At 50.1% G+C, this 17,664-nt stretch carries 14 protein-coding genes and 1 pseudogene; 4 read left to right on the top strand and 11 right to left on the bottom strand.

The genetic code is table 11. The features are described from left to right. Positions 1-10 precede the first annotated feature (10 nt). Together NST43_RS05165 and NST43_RS05160 are read left to right on the top strand one after the other, a co-directional pair. The gene (locus tag NST43_RS05165; protein ID WP_339222937.1) at positions 11-202 is read left to right on the top strand and encodes a FeoB-associated Cys-rich membrane protein; all 192 of its coding nucleotides are present in this window, start codon (positions 11-13) and stop codon (positions 200-202) included. A 110-nt stretch (positions 203-312) separates the two neighbouring features. Next, positions 313-444: a hypothetical protein gene (locus NST43_RS05160; protein ID WP_339222935.1), complete on the top strand. Its 132-nt coding sequence runs from the start codon at positions 313-315 to the stop codon at positions 442-444. A gap of 109 nt (positions 445-553) precedes the next feature. Here NST43_RS05160 and NST43_RS05155 read toward each other — a convergent pair whose 3' ends face one another. The 5 genes from NST43_RS05155 to leuB all read right to left on the bottom strand — a co-directional run bounded on the left by NST43_RS05155 (position 554) and on the right by leuB (position 6,161). Further along, positions 554-2,086 (bottom strand): leucyl aminopeptidase, encoded by a 1,533-nt coding sequence (locus tag NST43_RS05155; protein WP_339222934.1) that lies wholly within the window; start codon positions 2,084-2,086, stop codon positions 554-556. Positions 2,087-2,249: 163 nt separating this feature from the next. Next, positions 2,250-3,353 carry an ATP-binding protein gene (locus NST43_RS05150; RefSeq protein ID WP_209991545.1) on the bottom strand — a complete coding sequence of 368 codons (1,104 nt, stop codon included), beginning with the start codon at positions 3,351-3,353 and terminating at the stop codon, positions 2,250-2,252. Positions 3,354-3,686: 333 nt separating this feature from the next. Continuing rightward, positions 3,687-4,094: a hypothetical protein gene (locus NST43_RS05145; RefSeq protein ID WP_209991546.1), complete on the bottom strand. Its 408-nt coding sequence runs from the start codon at positions 4,092-4,094 to the stop codon at positions 3,687-3,689. Positions 4,095-4,301: 207 nt separating this feature from the next. After that, positions 4,302-4,841: a peroxiredoxin gene (locus tag NST43_RS05140; protein WP_339222933.1), complete on the bottom strand. Its 540-nt coding sequence runs from the start codon at positions 4,839-4,841 to the stop codon at positions 4,302-4,304. A gap of 237 nt (positions 4,842-5,078) precedes the next feature. Continuing rightward, complete coding sequence (leuB, locus tag NST43_RS05135; RefSeq protein WP_339222932.1) at positions 5,079-6,161, bottom strand: 3-isopropylmalate dehydrogenase; 1,083 nt, start codon at positions 6,159-6,161, stop codon at positions 5,079-5,081. 227 nt (positions 6,162-6,388) lie between these two features. Between leuB and NST43_RS05130 the strand changes: the two are divergent. Then, positions 6,389-7,368: pseudogene (locus NST43_RS05130) on the top strand (aldo/keto reductase). A gap of 116 nt (positions 7,369-7,484) precedes the next feature. Here NST43_RS05130 and NST43_RS05125 read toward each other — a convergent pair. Genes NST43_RS05125 through NST43_RS05110 form a run of 4 tightly spaced genes read right to left on the bottom strand, consistent with a single transcriptional unit; the run spans position 7,485 to position 10,163 of the window. Next, positions 7,485-8,576, bottom strand: coding sequence for a DUF4097 family beta strand repeat-containing protein (locus NST43_RS05125; protein ID WP_339222931.1), 1,092 nt, complete (start codon positions 8,574-8,576; stop codon positions 7,485-7,487). Between the two features lie 16 nt (positions 8,577-8,592). Further along, positions 8,593-9,093 (bottom strand): hypothetical protein, encoded by a 501-nt coding sequence (locus tag NST43_RS05120; protein ID WP_209991550.1) that lies wholly within the window; start codon positions 9,091-9,093, stop codon positions 8,593-8,595. 60 nt (positions 9,094-9,153) lie between these two features. After that, the gene (locus NST43_RS05115; RefSeq protein WP_339222929.1) at positions 9,154-9,624 is read right to left on the bottom strand and encodes a zf-HC2 domain-containing protein; all 471 of its coding nucleotides are present in this window, start codon (positions 9,622-9,624) and stop codon (positions 9,154-9,156) included. Next, entirely contained in the window at positions 9,621-10,163 is a 543-nt protein-coding gene (locus tag NST43_RS05110; RefSeq protein WP_209991552.1) for an RNA polymerase sigma factor, read from the bottom strand. Before NST43_RS05110 ends, NST43_RS05115 begins: the two co-directional genes overlap by 4 nt. A 210-nt stretch (positions 10,164-10,373) precedes the next feature. On the opposite strand from NST43_RS05110, the gene NST43_RS05105 reads away from it, so the two are divergent. After that, positions 10,374-11,522, top strand: a complete 1,149-nt coding sequence (locus NST43_RS05105) for a response regulator (protein WP_209991553.1) — start codon at positions 10,374-10,376, stop codon at positions 11,520-11,522. Positions 11,523-11,679: 157 nt separating this feature from the next. Here NST43_RS05105 and NST43_RS05100 read toward each other — a convergent pair whose 3' ends face one another. Next, positions 11,680-15,561: a collagen binding domain-containing protein gene (locus NST43_RS05100; RefSeq protein WP_339222927.1), complete on the bottom strand. Its 3,882-nt coding sequence runs from the start codon at positions 15,559-15,561 to the stop codon at positions 11,680-11,682. Positions 15,562-16,026: 465 nt separating this feature from the next. Continuing rightward, positions 16,027-17,568, bottom strand: a complete 1,542-nt coding sequence (locus NST43_RS05095) for a 2-isopropylmalate synthase (RefSeq protein WP_339222925.1) — start codon at positions 17,566-17,568, stop codon at positions 16,027-16,029. Between the last annotated feature and the right edge of the window lie 96 nt (positions 17,569-17,664).

Below are 17,664 nucleotides of genomic sequence, written 5' to 3'. Positions count from 1 at the left end.
AGAGGAAGCGATGACAGCAATGATCGTTAATATTGTGATTGTGGCGCTAATATTCGGGTACTCCGGCTGGATGATCTACCGTCATGTGCAGAAGGGCAAGCAGGGGGCCTGTGCCGGCTGTGACAAGGGCAAGACCTGTCCCGCAGCAGCGATGGATTCACCTCTGTCCTGCGGCAGTACTACAATGGGCAGCAAGCGCTAGGACGCAGCTTTAGCTGATACAGATTGGTATTATTTCGTTTAGAAACCTTGGCATGCGGGTATGTTAGTTATAAGCTTTTACAACCAGACTATTGCCAAGGAGGAATGACGATGAACACCAAGAAGACTTTGTTTACAACGGTAGCCTTGGGAGCCGCCTACTTGCTGAAGAATAAGAATACGCGGGATAAGATTATGAACAGCGTCCAATCCCTGACTGCCCAGATGAAGGCCCGTAAATAGGCTGCCATCCTCTCGGCTATAGCGAACAGGACTCTACATCAACAAACAGCCGCAGGTCTCAGGAAACTGAGGACCTGCGGCTGTTTGACTGTTAATATGAATATTCCCCTTAGGCTTCAGAGGAGCGATTATCCGGTTCCACAGCAGAGCGGAGCAGATATTCCAGCAAGGTGCGGACCATTACGCCCGTGGCTCCCTTAGGATTCACTCCCCGTTCTGCAGACAGGAAGGCAGTGCCGGCAATATCGAGATGCACCCACGGCAGTCCCTCGGCGAATTCTCCGATGAACAGTCCTGCCGCACTGGCAGCTCCATATCTCCCGGCAGCATTGCGGAGATCCGCAACCTCGCTTGTCAGCAGCTCCCGGAATTCAGGATAGACAGGCAACGGCCAGATTTGCTCGCCCGACAGCCTTGAGGCTGCCAGGATCTCTTCCAGGAACGCTGGATCATTCGATACTGCCCCTGTAGCCACATCGCCCAGAATAGACACCACAGCCCCCGTTAGCGTGGCTACGTCAATGATTCGCTGTACCCCCCACTCCCGGGCATACGTAAGCGCATCTCCCAGAATGATCCGGCCCTCCGCATCGGTATTGATGATTTCGATCGTTCTTCCACTGAGGGTAGTAATAATATCGCCAGGTTTAAAAGCATTCGCAGCCGGCATATTCTCAGCCGCCGGAATCAGCATGACCACATTGACCTTGGGGCGCAATTGCCCCAGCGCCTCCATAACCGCCAGGACGGCTGCGGCCCCGGCCATATCACTGAACATACTCTCCATGCCCGGAGCCCGCTTCAGAGAGATGCCCCCGGTATCAAAGGTGACCCCTTTGCCGACAATCCCCACTGCGTTCTCCCATTCATTAGTCCCCTGATAACGGATGACAATCATGCGGGGAGGATTCACGCTGCCGCTGCCAACCGCAAGCAGTCCACCCATTCCCTTAAGCGCAAGCTCACGTTCATCCAGCACTTCAGCCGGAAGCCCGTGCCGTTCAGCGATTTCGATAGCAGCCATAGCCAGACCCGAAGGAGTCAGCAGGTTCCCCGGGCGGTTGGTCAATTCACGGGCAAGATTAGTTGCCTCCCCGAAAGCCTGCCCCCGCTTGATTCCTTGTCTCCAGGCTTCCTCTTCTGCTGCTTCGCTCTTGCGTCCTATATGCAGACGAACCGTATCAAGACCCGCGTAGATTGACTGTTCCAGCTTATATTGTCTTCTGCGGTACGACCCCAGGACCAGCCCTTCCGCAATGGCCTGGCCGGCCTGTTCCGCCTTCAGTGCTCCAGTCAGCCCGCCCAGCGCAGCAGGTATCTGCACCACAAGGGCAGCTGCCTTCAGTCTGTAAGCCGCCCTGGCGGTCTGCGCCATCAACTGCCGCAGCTCGTGTAAGCCAACCTGGCCCTTCCCGCTTCCGGCCAGAATGACCATAGACTGCTCCGGCTGCTCCATTACGGGCAGGACATACACCTGCCCCTGCTTGCCGCTGAACAGCCCCGCTGCAGACAATAAGCGGATTCTCCCGGCCCAGTCTGCCGGAAGCCCTTCTCCCTGTGCCTGTGCCTCTGAGATGATTAGACATACAGCATCTCCTTGCGGCGAGGCTACACTGGCATCAGTGCTCCATTCAACAATCACGCTTCATCCCTCCGATCCAGGTTGCCCGCACTAATAACTATTACACTAATAACGCAGATAGGGCTGATCTCCCGCACTCGATCGTGCATTGCAGGAATCAGCCCTTACATATTGATTATAACCCGTATGCACTCCAACGAGCACACGGGGCTTTGAATAAGCATTAATGAATAAGCGGAAGCGAAATGACGAACCGTGTTCCTTCATTCAGCCGGCTGCTAACCGAGATGCAGCCGCCATGATTCTTGATGATCCGGTCACTGACGGAGAGTCCAAGTCCCGTCCCATTCTCCTTCGTAGTAAAAAACGGATTGAACAGTCTGTCGAGCGTGCAGATATCCATTCCCTTACCGTTGTCGGAGATGAAGATACGCACCTCTGTGCCTTCTTTGCGTGCGCCAACCTCAATTCGGCCCGTGGAATCATCCACCCGCTCCAAGATCGCTTCCATCGCATTCCTGATCATATTGAGTACAACCTGCTTCATCTGCTTAATATCCCCCGAGATGACCAGGTCCTCCTGAAGCACCTGCAGATTAATCTGGCAGCCCTTCATCAGAGCCTCGCTCTCTGTCAGCAGAACCACTTCCTTCAGCAGGGCGGAGACAGGAATCATGCTAATCTGCGGTACGGAAGGTTTGGAGGAAGTCAGAAATTCATGAATGATGTCATTGGCACGATCAATCTCCGCTAGTATAATCTTCGCATATTCCTCTTTGCCGAGCAGATGCAGGTGAGGATGCAGCAGTTGGATGAACCCCCGGATAGCCGTCAGCGGATTGCGGATCTCATGGGCGATGGAGGCAGAGAGCCGGCCCAGCATGGCCAGGCTGTCATTCTGGTAGGCCGTCTGTTCAATCAGCTTGTAGTCGGAGATCTCTTTGAGAGTGAACAGATAGCTGCCCTTCATTTCCTCTCCGCTGGACAGAGATGCGCGCCAGTACCGTCCATATTCATCCACAAATTCATAGCTTGGCTTACCTTTGAGCACCATTTCACGATAACTCCTGAGCACCTGCTTCTTCTTGAAGCGGCTGAGCTGAATATGGGATAACAGATGATGCAAAGTGCAGCCCAGAAGAGAATGACGGTTAAGCTCCAGAATGCCGTACATCTGCTTGTTGACGAAAGTCAGTACACCCTCATCATCAAAAAGCAGAATCCCGCTGTCGATGTGCTCCAGCACATCCTCAAATGTGGAATCCGATGGACCAGATTGAAACGTTCTTGCCGATAAAAGCAAGCTTTCCTGATATTGGCTTATCACGATACGAAGTTCCCCCTTTTACTGCAATTGACGAAGACGCTTAAGCGACATCAAATTACTATGTATCTGAGTATATGACGAAGCCGCCAGAACATTCGAGAATCGTATTATATTATCCAACCGTTTCAACTATATTCCAATCATATCCAAGAGAAGAAGACAACGCAATCAGAGAATCTGTCGAATGACAAAAATATTCCTAAAATGATTCTTAAGACACATTTAATAGGGTGGGAATGATTGGTTTCCTGCAAATACATTGAAAAGAGCCCCCACCATTCGGCAGGAGCTCCCTAATTTATAACTTCATGGGGGCAGGATCTATGCTGGTATTCAGGCCTTTTGCTGCAGCCGGTGACGCCGCTGGCTCATGACAGCCAGACGCTTCTTCAGCTCACGTTCCCATTTGGAGTCGCCAATCTGTTTGGCAACCCCCAGCAGGTCCAGCGACATATCGATCTGGCTGCGTATGATCGCGAGCGGGTCCTCGCTCTCCATATTAATGACGTTCTCGAAGATCGCCTCTTCTTCCTCCATCACATAATCCTGGAAATCCACATCCGTGACGCCGTCACCATGGGCATATTCCGCCAGAATTTCATATTCATTTTCGACTTTGTAATGTACCTCTACCCGGTGGCATACCGGACAAAAAAGCAGGGGAACATTATGGACTTGCGTGCGATAATGCTTTAGGGTCCCCTTCGTTCCAACCATACTCGCTCCACAGCAAAAGCTCATTTTTGTTCACCCTCCTTGAGTGTTGTCGTTGATTTCCTATTAGTATATTACAAAACACCTGGAGAGATTCCTCCCCTTACAAGCTATATATTAACCTTTATGCCCATTTTCAAACTTTTTGCAAAAAACCTCCTTGGAGGGGAAAAATATTCCCGCAAGGAGGTCCTCTTAGTATATCAAAGATCGCAGCTCATAAGGTCCGGAAGCTTACAGGTTCTTGTCGCCCGGTTTCCAGTTCATAGCGCACAGCCCGCCGGATTGGAGAGCCTGCAGAACACGCAATGTCTCTTCAACGCTGCGGCCCACATCATTATGGTTAACAACCTGATACTTCAGTTCTCCTTCAGGATCGATGATGAAGAGTCCACGAAGTGCAATGCCTTCTTCTTCAATCAGGATGCCGTAATCGCTGGCAACCTTCTTCGTGATGTCAGAAGCCAGCGGGAAGTTGATCTGGCCAAGACCGTTCATATCCTTAGGTGTAGACAACCAAGCCTTGTGGCTATGGATGGAATCGATGCTCACACCAAGAATTTCTGTATCCAGCTCTGCGAAATCAGCAGCTGCATCACTCAAAGCTGTAATTTCTGTTGGACATACGAAGGTGAAATCAAGCGGATAGAAGAAGAATACAAGCCATTTGCCGCGATAGTCGGACAAGCTTACCTTACCGAAATCCTTACCGTCACCTGTTACTGTTTCCATGAAGAAGTCAGGAGCGGGTTTACCTACCAAACGTTCTGCCATTGCTTAAATCCTCCTTTGAATTATGTAAGAAAAACAACTACCGGACCGTTGCCGGATGCAATATGCTTTTCTTGATTTTATTGGATGGTTACATTCTTACGGGTACAGACCAAATGTTATCATCGGACAAAATCAAAGTCAATATTACATTGATTACTTTTTTATAATAATTATAAATAAGCAACATTTTGTGAAGTTTTTCTTCATTCTGCGTCAAAAGGGATACATGTGGTAGAACTAGGCTTTGCGGATAGCGGCTACGATCAGGTCACCCATCTCTGAGGTGCTGATCGCCTTGCTCTTATCGACTGCGATATCGCTCGTCCGGTGACCGGCATCCAGTACCTCGGCAACTGCAGCTTCAATGGCAGCGGCTGCATTCTCGTAGCCGAAGGTCATGCGGAACATCAGCGCAAGCGACAGGATCGTGGCGATCGGGTTCGCCAGCCCTTGTCCGGCAATATCAGGCGCCGAGCCGTGAACCGGCTCATACAGGCCGTAGCTGCCTTCTCCCAGCGAAGCGGAGGCCAGCATACCAATCGAGCCTGTCAGCATCGCCGCTTCATCGCTAAGGATATCGCCGAACATATTCTCGGTCACGATGACATCGAAGCTCGAAGGACGGCGCAGCAGCTGCATGGCACAGTTATCCACCAGCACATGCTCAACCTCAACCTGCGGATATTCCGGTGCCACTCTGTTTACCACTTCACGCCACAGACGGGAGGTCTCCAGTACATTGGCTTTGTCTACGCTCGCCAGCTTACCCCGGCGCTTCCCGGCAATCTCGAATGCCTGGCGTACAATCCGCTCAACCTCCATGACATTGTAGACACAAGTATCTACCGCTTCCTCCCCATGCTCGCCTTGACGGCGCAGCTTGTCCCCGAAGTAGATCCCGCCTGTCAATTCACGTACGACCATCAGGTCCGTGCCTTCCAGTACCTCCGGCTTCAGTGTCGAAGCATCCTTCAGACAATCGAAGACTACCGCCGGACGCAGATTGGAGAATAGCCCGAGCGCCTTGCGGATACCCAGCAGTCCGGTCTCTGGACGCAGCTCCTTCGAATTATTGTCCCATTTCGGTCCGCCTACGGCTCCAAGCAGTACAGCATCGGCGCTGCGGCAGATTTCCAGCGTATCCTCAGGCAGCGGAGTTCCGCGCTCATCAATAGCGATCCCGCCGAACAGGGCATGCTCCGTTTCAAACGTATACCCAAACAGCTCTTCCGTTCTTTTCAATACCTTTTCCGCTTCCGCCACAACTTCAGGGCCGATACCGTCCCCGGCAATTACGGCGATTTTTTTGACCTCGCTCATTCCTGTCACTCCTTAGGTAGTCCTGCTGGTCGCAGACATAGTTCTTCTGTATATTGTTGTATCATACCGGAGGGCAAAGGACAAAGATATAGATTCTATCACGTTCATAGCTATAGCCTATAAGTGGAGCGGAGCGTGAATTTGCCCTTGTCCCGCCAATTGATTACAATTAATGGGTAGTAGATATTCTCGGATCTCTAATCACATGGAAGAGGAGTGATCTTAAGATGCAATACACGAAGCTTGGCAAGTCTGGTATGAAGGTAAGCCGCCTCTGTCTGGGAACGATGAACTTCGGCCCCATCACCGACGAGAAGGAAGCCTTCCGGATTATGGATGCGGCGCTGGACGCAGGAGTCCAGTTTTTTGATACCGCCAATGTGTATGGTTGGGGTGAGAACTCAGGCCTGACCGAGACCATTATCGGGCGCTGGTTCAAGCAGGGCGGCGGACGCCGCGAGAAAGTAGTCCTGGCGACCAAGGTCTACGGGGCGATGAGTGATAAGCTGGACGGTCCCAATGATGAAGGCGGCCTCTCTTCCTACATTATACGCCGTCATCTGGAAGGCTCTCTGCAGCGTCTGCAGACCGATCACATTGAACTGTACAGATGCACCATATCGACCGTAACGTGTCCTGGGACGAGCTGTGGGGCGCCTTCGAGCTTGCGGTCAGCCAAGGCAAGATCGGCTACACCGGCTCCAGCAACTTCGCCGGCTGGGATATTGCCGTTGCCCAGCAGGAAGCGAAGGCCCGAGGGTTCCTTGGACTGGTATCCGAGCAGCATAAATACAGTCTGACCTGCCGTCTGCCGGAGCTTGAGGTTCTGCCTGCCGCGCAGCATCTCGGCCTAGGCATTATTCCGTGGAGTCCGCTTGACGGAGGGCTGCTTGGCCGCAACGCGCTGAAGAAGATCGAGGGCAGCCGCAGCGGCGGTAACGCGGAGCGTGTGGAGCAGCACAAGAAGCAGCTGGAGGCTTTTGCAGAGCTGAGCCTGGAGCTGGGCGAGCCGCAGGATAATATCGCTCTGGCCTGGCTGCTGGCGAATCCTGCCGTCACCGCTCCGATCATCGGACCGCGTACGCTGGAGCAATTCGAGAGTGCGCTGCGCAGCCTGGAATTCGTTCTGGACGAGACCGTGCTGAAACGTCTGGACGAGATTTTCCCCGGACCCGGTGGTGCGGCCCCGAAGGCCTATGCATGGTAATGAGAGCTAACTAACAAGCCACATAACAACCCGGATATTATTGCTTCTCCTTATACAAAACGAGCTGTTCACCGGTATAACGCCTCCGGTAAACAGCTCTTTATGTTTGGTACCCTTTATTGTGCCGTATCCACTGTTATAGAACCATTGCTGGTGGACAAGGTAACCTCATGGGTGCCTTTGCCAAGTACAGCCGTTCCATGGTCCTCATCATCGCCGCCCCAGTCCACATTGCCTTTAAGCGATCCGTTACTGGTATCTGCAGTGATCTTGGCATCCGTTACCGCCGGAAGACCTAGGACAATCTTACCGTTGCTGGACTTCAGCTCCCAGGCACCCGTGATTCCCGAATTGACTGTAATCTTGCCGTTGCTGCTTCTTGCAGATACAGCGCCGTCAATATTCCCGAGCGTAATTGCACCGTTAGAGCTGACCAGGTCTACTCCGCCCTGTACATTCTTCACCGTCAGCGTGCCGTTGCTGCTATGAGCCTTCACGCCGCCGGTGACATCATGGATATCCATCGTTCCGTTACTCGTATCTACATTAATGCCTGCGGCCAGCCCCGCAGCTTCGATGGAACCGTCACTGGTCTCAACCTGAGCGGCCAGATTCTGCGGAATACTGACATTCAGATATGGCGTATTGTTATTGAATCCGATCTGGATATTGGAGAGCCAGCCTGAATCTCCCTCCAGCTCCATCACGAGCGTATCGCCTTCAGTGGTTACTTTCCATTTGCGCTCCAGAGCACTTGCCGCTTCATTGTCTGTATTGCCCGGCAGCTCCAGTTTCCCTTCATACGTAAGCGTATTCCCCTCCACGCCCTGAAGCTTAACCTTACCCTGGGGCAAATCAATCCGCACATTCTTAATATCCTGCTGCACTTCTACCTTACCATTCACCGGGACCAGCTTGGTATTGCCAAAAATACTGCTCAGCGACCCTCCGGCCAGCACCGTCTGTGCCCCGCTTGCCGCGACAAGCACGACGATCAGTACAATGGCCCAGCCGCTTACCCGGCTCTTGACATCGGATTTGATGAAGAGCCTAAGCAGCATCTCCAGGCCGAACAGGATAAGCAGAGCCGGCCAGATATAGCCGAGCACATCGTAAGTAATTACACCATATTGGGCCATTACTACAATAGCTCCCACTATTATGCACCCTATTGCGGCGGTGAAGCTGCCGATTTTCCATCTCCCCATCCTTCAATTCCCCATTTCACTGTACTTTTGAATTATTCTTCAGCATTCTGAACCCATACCCGATCAAAGCAAGAGACAGCAGAATCGCCCCGATGTTCATATCACTGAGCATTTCCCAGAGATCGGGAAATGCAGTGAGCAGCAGCAGCAGGATGCCTGCAATAACACACCCTATACCGACCCACACCGGATTCACATCATCATGCGGATACATTGGGGGCGCAGACATTCCCATCGACCAGGGCGCTCCAAAGCTATCCGGATGGAACATCATCCGCTCATGCTCGGCAGCCGACACCTTCATCCACGCCGCCTTTTGCAGCGCATCGAATAATTGATAGAACCAGAGCGCCGCCAGCGCGAACGGAAACACTGCGGGCATGGACGGAATGAATATAATACAGAGCGATGCTCCAATCATATACTCCAGACCCATTTTTTTAAAGCCCAGATACATGTGGCCCAGTCCTGGAACCATAGCCAGGAGAAACGTGAGCCAGCGTCTTTTCTTAATCATACATTACCCTCCCAAAGTTTGTTAGAAATAAAATAGATAGCCGGCGAAGCCGCTACGGATTTACTTATTGTTACCTTGCGGGCCGAACCAGGAGCTGACTGATGTGGACATATGACCGTTAATTTCAGTGATGCCATAAGCCAGATTCTCAAATACGCCAAGCTGCAGCAGGAGAAACGTCAGACCGACCGCCACGCCGTAATGCATCCAGGAGGTCCCCCGGGTCGTGCGCCGTCTGGACATGGTGGATTTCACTATCCGTTCTCTGCGCCCGTTCTCCAGCTCGCCGATCTTAGCCATAACATCCCCGGTCAAATCTGGGAAGTCATGCGGTAACACGGGTTCCTGCCCGTTACGGTCCAACCCGGCTTCCATCCCGCTCCACATCGCCGCAAGCTCCCGCGCCTCCTCCAGCCATTCTGCGCAACCGGGACAGGTCTGGGCATGCAAATGGATGGCCTGCTGGGCCTCGGGTGACAACTGTCCATCTATATAATGCGGCATCCACTCTTTTACTGTTGAACAATTCATCGCCATTCCTCCCCGTTTTTGCGCATCATCTGTCTGGCCCGATAGAGCTGTGATTCAACCGTTTTAACTGAAATTCCTTTTTGTTCAGCAATCTCCTGATACGAGTGGCGCTGAAAATAGTACAGCTGCACAACCGACCGGTACGGTTCCGCCAGACTATTCAGGTTCTCACCCAGCTCCTCGGAGGCCTCTTTGCGAAGCACTGCCTGTTCAGGTGTCTGTGAAGTCACCCAGTCATTCTCTGTGTAATCTGCTGCACTCCGGTGCCGCCATTCCCGGTCATTGGCCCGTTTCCAGTCCAGACAGGTGCGGTAAGCAATCCGGTACAGCCAGGTGGAGAAAGAAGATTGTCCTCTGAAGGTGGGAAGGGCTTTATAGGCTTTGATGAAGACTTCCTGAGCCATATCCTTGGCAGACTCGGCTTCTCCTGTAATTTTGATGCATACGCTATATACCATGCCTTGATAACGGGTCACCAGATTCCCGAAGGCCTGATGCTCCCCGCTTAGCACGGCACTGATCCACTCCGTCTCTTCCAAGTCTTTCTTCCCTCCTTCAGCTACATAACGTTAGACGTCTGGCTTTAAGGTTCCCCTGCATGGTTTTTAAATTATTTTAGAATAGCAGCATTTCTATTCAAAATCAGCCTCAAGTGAAAGCTCAGAGGGAGGATAACCCACTTTCTTGTCGAATTATCCTTAAACAGCCTATGACAAGACAACATTCCTTAATGAAGTGGTGGGATAGACATGATTCAGGCCTTGCTGGTAGATGATGAACGGCTTGCTCTTATGAAGCTGAAAATGATGCTGGAGGAACTGACAACCATAAATGTAATCGCTGCTTATACAGACCCTTCCGAGGCAGTCAGTGCAGCTTCACAGCTCCAACCTGATGTGATTTTTCTCGACATTGATATGCCTGAGATGAACGGCGTCCAGGCTGCGGAGGCCATGCAAAGACTATGCCCGCAGGCAAGCATCGTATTTGTGACTGCCCATAACAGCTACGCCATCGAGGCGTTTGAGCTGTATGCGCTCGACTATGTCCTGAAGCCTGTACAGCGGGGCCGCCTGCTGAAGACCATTGAGCGGCTGGAGGAGCGTGTCAGTCAGGCGCAGGAGGATTCCCGCAAGCCTGCACAGACGATCATGATCCGCAGCTTCCAGTCTTTAAGATTCGAACGGAACGGCCAAACGCTGCCTAATATTCGCTGGCGCACCTCCAAGGCACAGGAATTATTCGCTTATTTATTTCATAACCGCAACCGGTTCGTGAGCAAAGATACTTTGACCGATCTGCTGTGGCCCGATTTCAATCTCAAGAAGGCCTCCACTCATCTTTATACAACGATTTATCAGGTCCGGCAATGCCTGAAGCAGGCAGAGATCGATTTGCAGATCAGCAATGCCAGCGGAGGAGAAGGCTACACCCTGGAGACCGGCAGCCTGCTGATAGACAGCTACGAATGGGAGAAGGGCATTCTGACTCAAGATGCCATCAATAAGGACAACTATGAGGAGCATCAGCGGTTGTTCGATTTCTATTCGGGCGACTATCTGAACGATTACGATTACCTCTGGGCAGAAGGAGAACGGCAGCGTCTGCGGACCATCTGGCTGCATCACGCAATGAATATCGCCGAATTCTATGTCAGCAGCGGCCGGATACCAGAAGCGGTGACCGTGTACCAGAGAGTGGTGCAGCTCCAGCCTTATTTTGAACAGGGGCATCTCGGGCTGATGAAGGTCTACAGCAGCATTGGAGAGCGTTCAGCGGTAGAGGAGCAATATCATATTCTGACGGAATTATTGAAGCGGGAGCTCGGCGTGAAGCCGCCCGCAAGTATTAAGCGCTGGTATGAGGAGTGGAAGCATCTGAACCTCAGAAGCATGTAATTTCCGCAAGTAGAAACGGCAATGCTGTCCTTTGTAAGGACGGTATTATTTCAGCGACTCTTTTATTCCTATAAAAGCAAAGACACCCGCAGCCTGCTGCGGGTGTCTTTGTGTATACTGCCATATTAGCTGTTAATGCTTAATGAGGTATTATCTCCTACATTTTCTTCCGGGCATTAAATCTTCTGGACAGTACAAGTCCCAGAATAATCAATCCGCCGCCAGTCAGATACAGCGGGAGAGGACTTTCTTCTCCGGTCTGCGGAAGCTTGCCGGGAAGTCCGCTGTTATTGCCTTTGTCAGTGGGTTGTGTAACCGTGCCCTTAGGCACTTCATCAACTCCAACTTCAATTGTAATCTCTTCCTCATTGCCGTCTTCATCTGTTACAACAATCGTGAATTTATCCTTGCCGGTATAACCTGGATCTGGAGTATACGTCCATTTGCCATCCGGTGTAATAGTTACCGTACCATGCGCCGGCTTTTCACCGATGCTAGGGATTCCTCCCAGCGGGATCTCGCCGTCGATAGGCACTTCCTCAATCGTAGTCACCTGTGTGGCTTGCGGCGTTGGAGTGCTAACCGTTCCTGGCTGGGCCGGTGTTGCTGCTGGCGTTGCCTGTGGCGTAGCTGTTACTCCTGGCGTACTGGAAGCAGCCGGAGTCCCCGTTGGCGCTGGCGTTACCGATGGTGTCGGCGTTGGTGTACCGATAACTCCAGGAATGCTTGATGGTTCAGGTGTCGGTGTATAGTACACCGGCGGTGATGTTGGTACTGGTGTTGATGTTGGTTCTGTAACTGGCGTCGGTGTTGCTGTTGGTGTCACCGGCGTTGGTGTTGCTGTTGGCGTCGGTGTTGCTGTCGGCGTCGGTGTTGCTGTCGGCGTCGGTGTTGCTGTCGGCGTCGGTGTTGCTGTTGGCGTCGGTGTTGCTGTCGGCGTCGGTGTTGCTGTCGGCGTCGGTGTTGCTGTCGGCGTCGGTGTTGCTGTCGGCGTCGGTGTTGCTGTCGGCGTCGGTGTTGCTGTCGGCGTCGGTGTTGCTGTCGGCGTCGGTGTTGCTGGTACAGGCTTCAGTTTATTGCTAACTTCCAGTTTAAATCCTGTTGTTGAATTAATTTGCACTGCACGCGGCGTTGAATCAAGTATAAAATCCTCAGGAGCCTTTGTTTCAATTACAACGTAGCTCCCGCCAATCAGTTTCGTAAATTCAATTATTCCCTGTTCATTCGTAGTTCCATCTTTGATCCAGATCCGATCTTCACCAACGACACGGTACAGATCAAAGCTTGCTCCAGGGAGGAGATGGCTACTCTTGCCTTCTTCGATTTTTGTTAAAGTTAATGTTCCTCTAATCCCACTGCCGGTACCTGAGCCGTTGGAGAGCTTGACGGTAATCTCTTCGTTGTCGTCTTTAGTTATCTCTTTTACATTTTTGCCGTTCAAGCTAACCTTGTTGGAGACCTTTTCACCATTTATCCCAGTAATCAAGGATTGATATTTAAGGACATATGCTTCCGAAATATCCTTCAGGAAGCTTAGCTTAAAGCTTTCCTTCCCGTCACTGTCTGCTGTGATTTCCAGTTTATAGTCCATATCTCTAACAAGTTCTACGTTTGTTTCTTTTACATCTCCATTATCTGCGACTGTAGTCTTAAACAGGTGGAATGTATTGGACAAGAGAATCTGATTATCACTTGGTGTATCTGTGAGTACAGCTTCTTTTACAAACGACTGGTTACGGTTGATAGAAATCGTCCAGTTGATTTTGTTTCCGTCCTGCGCTCCAGCTTTATCTACATATTCTCCGCCGTTAGGAATATTTACGGAGGCTTTTAAATCCTTCGATTGCTTAACCAGACCGTCATACAATACGGCTGTATTATTAACTGAACCTAAATCAATCGCCTGATTTGCAAAAGTTGTATTAAAAGTAACATAAAATGCGTAATCAATTTTTTTGTTAAAGGTAACCTTCAGTTTATCTACATCCAGAGTGACCTTGTAATCAGCTTCATTCACACTGGCAGCAGGAGAAGGGTCTCCATTTGCACCATACTCCAATTTGTTGACCTTTACAGAATCCAAGTCGACGATTTGTCCATCTGTAATGGTATCCACCAGCTCGGCGGCATCCAGCGTCTTGAAATTGTAGTTTGCTCCTACTGTCCAAGAGATTTTCTTGGTCGTGGCATTATAGGAACCAAATTTCAGACCATTATTCTTCACTTCGCCTCTTGGATCAAATGTTGCTGTAGCTTCTTTTTCTTTCCAATCGTTACTACCGTCTACTTTCCATTTTAATGCTGCTGTATTCACAAATCTGTCTTTGCCTGAATTCAGCCAGTCATAATTAAAACTTGTAGTATAGGTAATTGTATAAGGTTCATTAATTGTTCCATTAAATGTGATCACGAATCCGTCAGTCGCCGAAGGTGGAGTAGATTCATTGTAGACAATGGAATGTACTGTTGGAGCTGCGCCGCTTTTGGTCGTGATTTTTAGTGAGCTTCGGTCAAGCTTAAGTCCCGCATTATTGAAGGTATCCGTTACAACCAGGTCTTTCATCTTCTGGCTGTCATCATTAATATTAATTGTCCACTGTACTGTTTTATTGGAGTAGTCCACATTAGAGTACGTCTTGTGCAGAATCTGCTGTTTCACATCACGAGTAGCTTCTTCCGATTTCCCGTCATAGGTAACTGTGTTAGTGATTTTACCATCGTCAAAGACACGACCGTTTGCCTTAGTTTGATACTCAATCCGGTACGCGGTTTTAATCTCATTATTGAATTTCAATTCAAATCCGTTTAATGAGGTTGTATCGGTCTGGGTCACTGTATATTGACTGGAATCAATAGCAGCACCCTTTACTCCATTACCGCTATTATCAATAGTAACCGGATATACCTTGACGGAATTCAAGATTAAATCCTGTGATTTATTGAAAGAATCCTCCAATACAGCCTTAGCTGCAGGAATTGTCTTAACATTGTAATTATATTTTATTGCCCACGAAATTACTTGAGTTGCTGGATCATAATTAGTACTAGACTTCTCCAGAGGTTTGCCGCGTCCCACGGTGACAGTAGCCGTTGCCTCTTTGGAATAACCCCCATCACCGGAAAGGACTGCGGTGTTCAGATATGAAGTTTCATCTGCACCGGCAGCATTAATTATGGTCGAAAAGCTAATGCGATAAGCCTTCGTAATCGGGCTGCTCACAAAGCTAAGCTTCAAGTTATCAGCAGTGGAGTCTGTTGTTACATATTGACTACTACTGACAAGACTGCCTTCCGATACATTGCCGTTAACATCCACTGCAAGCTCATGAACAACAATTGAACTTGGATCAAGAGACAACCCTTCTGCCAATTTATCAGTGATCACTGCATTGCTGACACTATCCAAAGCCTTATTCACATCAATAGTCCATTCGATGCTTTGTGGGTTGTAGAATTGCGGCTTAGGCGAACCTTTCTTTTCTATCGTCTTGCTAACCGTAGGCTGAAAGTTAAGCTCAATGAATTGAGCGCCGCCTTTTACTGGGAACTCAAGGATTTGCTTCGTTGAGCCGGTAATTTTTTTAGAACTAAGCAAGGATTGAACCTTAAATGTTCCCCCTACTTTGTCATAATTGGTGATAAACTCATTGAATGTAAATATAACCTCATTTGTTTCTTTGTTTACAGTGTAATTCGCAACAGTCTCTCCCTCAAAATCAAGCTCACCTTCCAAATCGTTAAAAAGCTCAAATTGGGAAGGAAGATTAAATCTATACGTGGAGCCTGCTGAATAACCGTGACTGTCTTCAAGTTCCCACGTATAGTTAAGTTCAGCGTAGGAATCCAACTGATACACATTTCCTGTAACTGTCTCCGTATAATTACTATCTTTATACACTGCAAGTGAGACACTCGTAATCAGCGGGGCCGTTATCTCCGTCCCATCCGCATTAACCTTAGTCATGAACCCGAAACCGTTGGCAAACTGTGTAATCAGCATTACAACAACCAGCCAGGCGCCTATCGTCTTTTTCTTCATATAATTATAACCTCTCTCTCTTTCTGAAAAATGATTGTTCCAGCGTCGCCATTACCCATTCCCGCCTGCTTCTTCCCGATCGTCCCCCTGTCGCTAGTATGTATGTGGGCCTTCAATTTCGCTTTACTGTACTTTCGTAACTTTACTTGCCGCCACTGAACAATTTCTGAACAGATTATGAGATAAATCATAGATAACTTAAAAATAAAATATTTTTATCGACAAAAAAGCTGTTTCAAACGCAGATTATGAGGAATCCATAGTGGATTGTGAACTAATTTTCATTTTTCCGACTCATCTTGTTCATTCTTTTTATGCAAAAGCTTGTTTCAAATCCTCCCCAGCTGGATTCTACCCCGGAATGCTCAGCGCAAAAAAATTTCAACAGATTTTCGAACAAAAAAAGAAGCCTCACCGGACCAAATGAACTGGTCCGGTGAAGCTTCTTTTCATTAGATGAACAAGTTAGAGATTGGCATGCTCCCGCTTGGTGTAGGTCTTGCGCTTCTCAATAAGTTTGTTCAGTGCATCCAGGTAAGCTCTGGCACTCGCTTCGAGAATATCGGTGCTAAGTCCGCGGCCCTGTGCAGCAACCTCGCCTTGAGAGAGCACGACATGTACCTCACCCTGAGCATCCTTCCCTCTACTGACGGCTTTAATCGAGTAATCGCCAAGTGTAACCTCTTCCCCTGTTGCCTGGTCAATGGCATTGTAGATCGCGTCTACCGATCCGTTGCCTTCGGCAACTGCCACAATCGGCTGCGGGTCCTGGCCGTGAATAATAACCTTGGCAGTTGGAGTAGCCTCATTGCCATACGTAACATAGATCGTCTGCAGGCTGAAGGTCTCCGGCGTATCGATCAGCTTCTCTTCCAGAAGCGCAAGGATATCCTCGTCTGAGACTTCTTTTTTCTTATCTGCGAGATCCTTGAACTTGGCAAAAGCGGCATTGACCTCTTCCTCAGAGATGTCATAGCCCAGATCACTCAGCTTGTCGCGGAAAGCGTGACGGCCCGAATGCTTGCCCAGCACCATCTTACTTTCTTTGAGGCCGATGGTTTCCGGTGTCATAATCTCGTAGGTCGTTTTCTCCTTCAGCATGCCATCCTGATGAATCCCGGATTCATGGGCGAAGGCATTGGCGCCGACAATCGCCTTGTTCCCCGGTACAACCATCCCTGTCAGCTTGCTGACGAGACGGCTGGTACGGGATATTTCGGACAGGACCAGAGAGGTCTTGGCATCGAAATACTCACTGCGGGTCTCAAGCGCCATGGCCACCTCTTCAATGGCTGTATTGCCAGCACGTTCCCCGATCCCGTTGATCGTACCCTCAATCTGGTCTGCACCATTCTGAATGGCAGCGAGGGTATTCGCCGTAGCCATCCCCAGGTCATTATGACAATGGGCGCTAAGCTGTACCCGCTCGATATCCGGCACCGTGTCCTTCAAGAATTTGAAGATGGCACCGTATTCCGCCGGATTCAGGTAACCGACCGTATCTGGGATATTCACCACATTCGCACCCTCGCGGATCGCCATGGATACCATTTCAGCCATGAAATCACGCTCGGTACGGCCGGCGTCCTCCAGGGAGAATTCCAGCTTGGGAAAATACTTTTTGGCATAGCGGATCGCCGATTGTGCCGTTTCCAGCACCTGTGACTTCTCCATGCGCAGCTTATGCTGACGGTGTATCGGCGATGTAGCCAGGAAAATATGAATGCATGGGTCCTGTGCCCCCTGCAGCGCTTCCTTGACCGCATCAATATCGCTCTCTCTGGAACGGGACAGACCGATTACGGTGACATTCTTGACCGCTCTGGCCACTGCGTTCACCGCAGCCAGATCTCCTGGCGAAGCGGCTGGAAAGCCAGCCTCCATCCGGTCAATTCCCAGCTTCTCCAGCTGGTAAGCGATTTCTACCTTCTCACGCGTATTGAGGTTCACACCCGGCGACTGTTCCCCGTCACGCAGTGTCGTGTCGAACACATGAATTTTCCGCATGCTGAGCACCTCCTGAAGATTGTCCATAAACCCTCAAATGCGGCTCGCAAAATTACGGCCGCATCTGAGGATTACCTATGGTTCGTTGTAGTTGTA

This window comes from Paenibacillus sp. FSL H8-0332, assembly GCF_037963835.1.
In the GTDB taxonomy this organism is placed as follows: domain Bacteria; phylum Bacillota; class Bacilli; order Paenibacillales; family Paenibacillaceae; genus Paenibacillus_AQ; species Paenibacillus_AQ rhizoplanae.
Note: the sequence above shows the minus strand (reverse complement) of the source record. Positions and strands in the feature narration are given on the sequence as shown.